Annotated in this window: 3 protein-coding genes; 2 read left to right on the top strand and 1 reads right to left on the bottom strand. The window is 76.3% G+C overall.

Annotated elements, in window-relative coordinates; all coding sequences use genetic code 11:
• The coding region (locus ACFXGA_RS38780) for a hypothetical protein (RefSeq protein ID WP_378097735.1) at positions 1 to 509 on the top strand (509 nt) is incomplete at its 5' end.
• Between the two features lie 91 nt (positions 510 to 600).
• Positions 601 to 3,408, top strand: a complete 2,808-nt coding sequence (locus tag ACFXGA_RS38775) for a hypothetical protein (protein ID WP_378097732.1) — start codon at positions 601 to 603, stop codon at positions 3,406 to 3,408.
• A 4-nt stretch (positions 3,409 to 3,412) separates the two neighbouring features.
• Here ACFXGA_RS38775 and ACFXGA_RS38770 read toward each other — a convergent pair whose 3' ends face one another.
• Positions 3,413 to 4,990, bottom strand: a complete 1,578-nt coding sequence (locus ACFXGA_RS38770; protein ID WP_378097729.1) for a lipase family protein — start codon at positions 4,988 to 4,990, stop codon at positions 3,413 to 3,415.
• Positions 4,991 to 5,164 lie beyond the last annotated feature (174 nt).

The following is a 5,164-nucleotide window of genomic DNA, read 5'->3' as shown; positions in this document are numbered from 1 at the left end:
GCTCGCCGCGTCGGCGGTCACCACCACGCCGGGCACCGCGTTGCGGGTCGACGCGACGCGGCGCGCGCCCGCGTCCCCGCGACGCCGTCGTGCGCGACGTGGTCGTCACCGACAAGCGGGAGGAGCCGGTCGTCGCGGGGACGGCGTTCCTCGTCCCCGCCGCCGCGCGGAACGAGGACGGGCTCACGTTCGACCTCGACGCGCCCTTCCCGCTCGCCCGGTCGGTCGGGAACGGGGTCGACCAGGGCGCGTACTTCACCACGCGTCGCGTCGTCGTGCCCGCGCTGGGCCGGACCGCGCTGCCGCTGCGCCTGGCCGCCGCCCGTGCCGCCCACACGTTCACCCTGTCGCTGACCTACGACTGCGCCGGTCGGAGCCTGGCCATCCCGGTGGACGACGAAGGCCGGCGGTTCGCGGTGTCCCCGATGGCACGGCGTCACGGGCGGGTCTTCGTGGTGGAGCGCACCGACGACGGGCTCCTGCTCGTCCCGCGCCCGACGGGCGGCTGACCCGCCGACCCGACCCGGCCCGATCACTGCGGCGACGGATCGCCGTCGCGCCCGCATAGTTCTCGCTGGGTCGGTGGACGGAGGAGGGTCGGTGGCGAAGGCTGTGTTCCGCGGGCTGTACGCCGTGCTGTCGGCGGTCAGGGACCTGAGCGAGCGGCCGCGCTGGTCGGGGTCCGGGCACGGCGGTCTGCGCGGCGACCGGCCGCTGCCGCTGCCGTGCCTGATCGGCGGCGGGGCGGACGGGTTCCTGACCGACCTGGCCAGGCTCGTGGACGACGCGAGCCCGCCCCGGATCCCGCTCGTCCGCGTCGACGTGGACGAGGCGATCGCCGCCTCCGCCGCGCGGTGGGAGCCTGCGGAGGGCGAGAACCCGTCGCCGCGGCGCAGGAGCCCCTTGCTGCCCGTGCTGGACGAGTTGCGGCACCGGCTGTCCGCCGACCGGTTCGGGGCCCTGCGGCCGAGCCGGTTCCGCCGCTACCGCCTCGTCGACTGGCTCACCGGCTGGCGGCTCACCGAGGGCGACAACCGCAACGAGCTGACCGACATCACCCGCCTGCTGCGGCTGTGGCACGCGCGCTGGGAACGCCCGGAGGCGGCCCGGCAGGCGGCGATCGAGGTCTCGGCGTCGCTGCCCGCCCCGGCGCGGTTCCTGGTGTCCCTGCTGTTCGCGTGGCACCGGCCGCTGCGGTTCTGGCTGTGGACGCGCGGCTCGCGAGTGACCGGCGGCGAGCCGAGGTGGCTGATGCGCCAGCCGTTCATGCTGCCGGGGCACTCGGCCGGCTTCACCGGTTTCGCCGAACTCCTCACCGTCGGCCGGCAGGACGACGAGAACCTGCCGCAGCTCAAGAAGCTCCTCGTGCACGCGTTCCTCCAAGACCTGCGCGAGCTGTACGGGCCGGGCACGTGGCGGCTGCGGCGCTGGCACCGGACCGCGTACACCGTGGTGCTGCTGGACAACGTCCGGGAGGACAACGGCGGCTGGGAGCTGCTGGGCCTGGTCAACGACGTCCGCAACCAGTCCACCGAGCACGATCCGGTGCTCTTCGTGGCCACGTCCCCGTCCCTGCCGGCCCGGCTCGCGCACCGCACGCCGCAGCCGGCGAGCGAGATCACCGACGAGATCCGCGACTGGTACCGGGAACTCCCGGCACGCCGGCAGACCCTGCGCCCGGACGCGCGGTTCATCACCGTCGCGCTGCCGCCGGCGGGCGGCGACCGGCCGGGGGAGCGGGACCGCCGCGCCTGGGACGCCCACCGCGGCCTGCTGCGCCCGCGTCCCGTCCCGGTGCCCGCGCGCCGGTCGTTCATCGCCGCCGTGACGGTGTCGGCGCTGGTCGCGGCGAGCCTGACCGGCGGGCGGTGGCTGGTCGCCCGGATCGTCGAGGACTGCCTGCCGTCCGCGCGCGCCGGCGTGGCGGCGGAGTGGGTCGACACGCCGGACGGCGGCGAGTGCGTCGGCTACAGCGACAGCGCGGCACAGGTCTTCGGCGAGGACGACCGGCTGCGCAAGGCCCAGCTCGCGATCTTCGAGCTGAACCGGGAAGCCGAGCGGCTGGCCGCCGCGTCCGACCACCGGCCCCTGGTGACCGTGGTGTACTTCGCCGAGCTGACCAGCCCGACCGTGCCGGACGACTCGGCCGGCGCGGTCACCGAGGAGCTGACCGGGCTGCTGATCCGGCAGTCGCACGACAACACCGAGGGCGACCTGCCGCTGCTGCGGGTCGTCGTGGCCAACGGCGGCCACAAGATGCGGCACGCCCGGACCGTCGTGGACCGCCTGCTGGCCCCGCTGTTCGCCGGCGACCGCACCGCGATGGGCGTCGTCGGGATGGGGCGCACGGTGCCCGCGACGGAGAGCGCCATCGGCGCGCTGGGCGACCTGGGCATCCCGGTGGTGGCGACCACGTTGACCGGGCAGGGGCTCGCCGACCGGTCGCCGCTGTACTTCCAGCTCGTGCCCGGCAACGAGAAGCAGATCGCGCTGCTGCGCGAGTACTCGCGGCGGCTGGGCAAGGAGGTGACGGTCTACCAGCCCGCGGACGTCGAGGGCGACAGCTACCTGAAGACGTTGCGGCAGGGCCTGGACGAAGTCCTCGGCGCGGACGAGTCGTGGCTGGTGGCGTGGCGCGGCCCGGTGCGCGGGGTCGAACCGCGCTGCGACACCGCGGAGGTCGGCCGGATCGCGTACTACGCGGGCCGGGAGTACGACTTCGACGGCTTCCTGGACACCCTGTACGAGGAGTGCGAGGACCGCACCCCCGTGGTGGTCGGCAACGACACCACGTCGCGGTTCGTCGCCGACGGCGGCAAGCGGACGGAGAAGCACCGCGGGCGGTCGATGGCGTACGTGTCGCTGGCGAGCGCGGTCGTGCAGGGCAACCGCACGTGCCTGTCGCCGGAGCGGGACGGCGCGGACGAGCCGTCCCGGCTGTGCGCCGGCCTGCGGGACCTGCGGTCCGGCGCGGGCGGGCGCCCGGCGTGGCGCGAGTTCGGCCGCAGGCTCCAGGAGGACGCCACCGTGCTGCCGTGGATCGGCGAGCGCGTCGGCGTGTCGTACGACGGCGCGGGGCTGTTCGTGCACGCGGTCAAGGAGAACCGGTTCAAGCGGCAGCGGGTCGACGCCGCCGGGGTGCCGCTCGGCGACGCCGCCGTCGGTCCGCCGAACCGCGCCGCCATCGGGCAGGAGCTGCGGGAGCTCTCGTGCCCGCCGGACGACCGGGACGCCGCGCGCGGCAGCTGCTACCGGGGCGCTTCCGGTCCGATCGCCTTCGACGTCGACCGGACCGGCGCGTCGCGGCCCGTGGCGCTGCTGGAGCTGGCCGACATCGCCGACCTGGGCACCGTGCCGACGTGCGTGCACGCGCTGCCGGCCGACGACGCCCGGTGCCCGGTGCGGTGACGGCTCAGAACCGGCCGAACAGCCAGTGGCCGGGCTTGTCGGGTGCGGGCTCCAGGCAGAACTCGCGGGTGGCGCGGACGATCTCGTCGGTTCCGAGCGTGCCGCGGTGGTCGGCGTCGAGGCGGTCGAACAGGGTGCGCGCGTCGGCGTCGGGCAGGCCGCACCGGGCCATGAGGGTGAGGAACCCGTCGCGCCGCACCACGCCCGTGCCCTCCACGTCGACCAGCGCCAGCACGGCCGTGGCCAGCGGGCGCAGGGTGCGGTCGAAGACCTCGTGCGTGGCGCGGCCCGCCCACGCCAGGAACTCGGCCTTGTCGACGCGGCCGTCGTCGTCGGTGTCGGACTCGGCGGCCAGGGCGCGCCACAGCGCGCGGTAGGCGGAGCGGACGGCCATCGCGGCGGGGGAGCGCGGCGGGTGGCCGAACGCCTGGACCAGGCGCAGCGCGAACACCTCGTAGTCGTCGCGGCGCAGGTAGCCGTCGCCGGTGGCGTCGAGCAGGTCGAAGCGGGGCGACGGCGTGACCGGGGCGGGCGCGTGGCCGGTGACGTCGGCCGCCCACGCCGTCGCGTCGGGGCGGGCCGCGGCGAGGATGGCGCCGTGGTCGGCGTCCGGGTACGTGGTCAGGCGCACGGCGCTGCCCGCTGCGGCGATGTCGTCGGCGAAGTCGTGGATCACCGCGGGCGGCACGATCTCGTCGTTGCCCGCCGCGGCCAGGAAGACCGGGCGGTCCAGGCAGGCGACCGGGACGCGGCACTCGTCCAGCACGCGGGCCACGTCGGGGTGGCGGGTCAGGTCCGTCATGCCGGTCTCGTGGTTGGTGATCGCCCTGGCGGCGCGGAACACCTCGACCAGCGACACCCGTGCGGCCAGGTCGACCAGCGCCGTGCCGCGCCCGGTGAGGAAGCCGGGGGAGAAGTCGGGGTACCGGGCGCGCAGGCCCGCCAGGACGATCGGCACGAACGCGCAGACGGCCGCGGCCGCGTCGCCGGTGCGGGTGGCGACGACCCGCACCGGGTGCACCGGAGGGGCGAGCGCGACCGTGCCGAGGAAGTCCAGCTCCGGCGCGTAGCGCGTGGCCGTCAGGGCGGTGAACAGGGCCGCGTGCCCGCCCTGGGAGAAGCCCGCGACGAGCCAGCGCCGGTCGAGCGGGTGGTCGAGCCGCCGGGCCGCGCGCACGATGTCGATCACGTCGTCGGCCACCGCCTCGCCGTTGAGGTACGGGTGCGGTCCCGGCGTGGCGAGGCCCTCGTAGTCGGTCGCGGCGACCGCGTAACCGGCCGCGAGCCACGCCGCGACGTGCTCGCGCTCCAGCCGCAGCAGGCCGGTGCGGGACGGCGCGGTGCGGTCGGACAGGCCCGTCGTGCCGTGGGCGTAGCTGACCACGGGCCAGCCGCCGCCCGGCGGCGCGCCCTCGGGGACGAACACCGAGCCGGTGACCAGCCGACCGCGCCCGTCGTGGCCGACGCCCTGGTAGAAGACGCGGTAGGCGGCCTCGGCGTGCGCCGGCCGGAACCGGCGCGGCAGCGGGTCGGCGCGGATCAGGTCGCCCGGCCGGCGGCCCGGGTCCGTGGTGGCGGTCACGTCACCGGGACGTTAGCGGGTCCAGGCGTGGGGGGCCCCGGGGGTTGCCCGGGGCCGCCGCCCGCCGCGGGGGGGGGGGGCCGCGCGCCGCCCCCGCCCCCAGGGGGGGGGTGGGGGTGCTGACGGCCGCCCACGCCGCCGTGGTCGCCGTCGCCGAGGGCTACGAGGAGGCGC

The organism is Actinosynnema sp. NPDC059335, from assembly GCF_042752395.1.
GTDB lineage: Bacteria > Actinomycetota > Actinomycetes > Mycobacteriales > Pseudonocardiaceae > Actinosynnema.
Note: the sequence above shows the minus strand (reverse complement) of the source record. Positions and strands in the feature narration are given on the sequence as shown.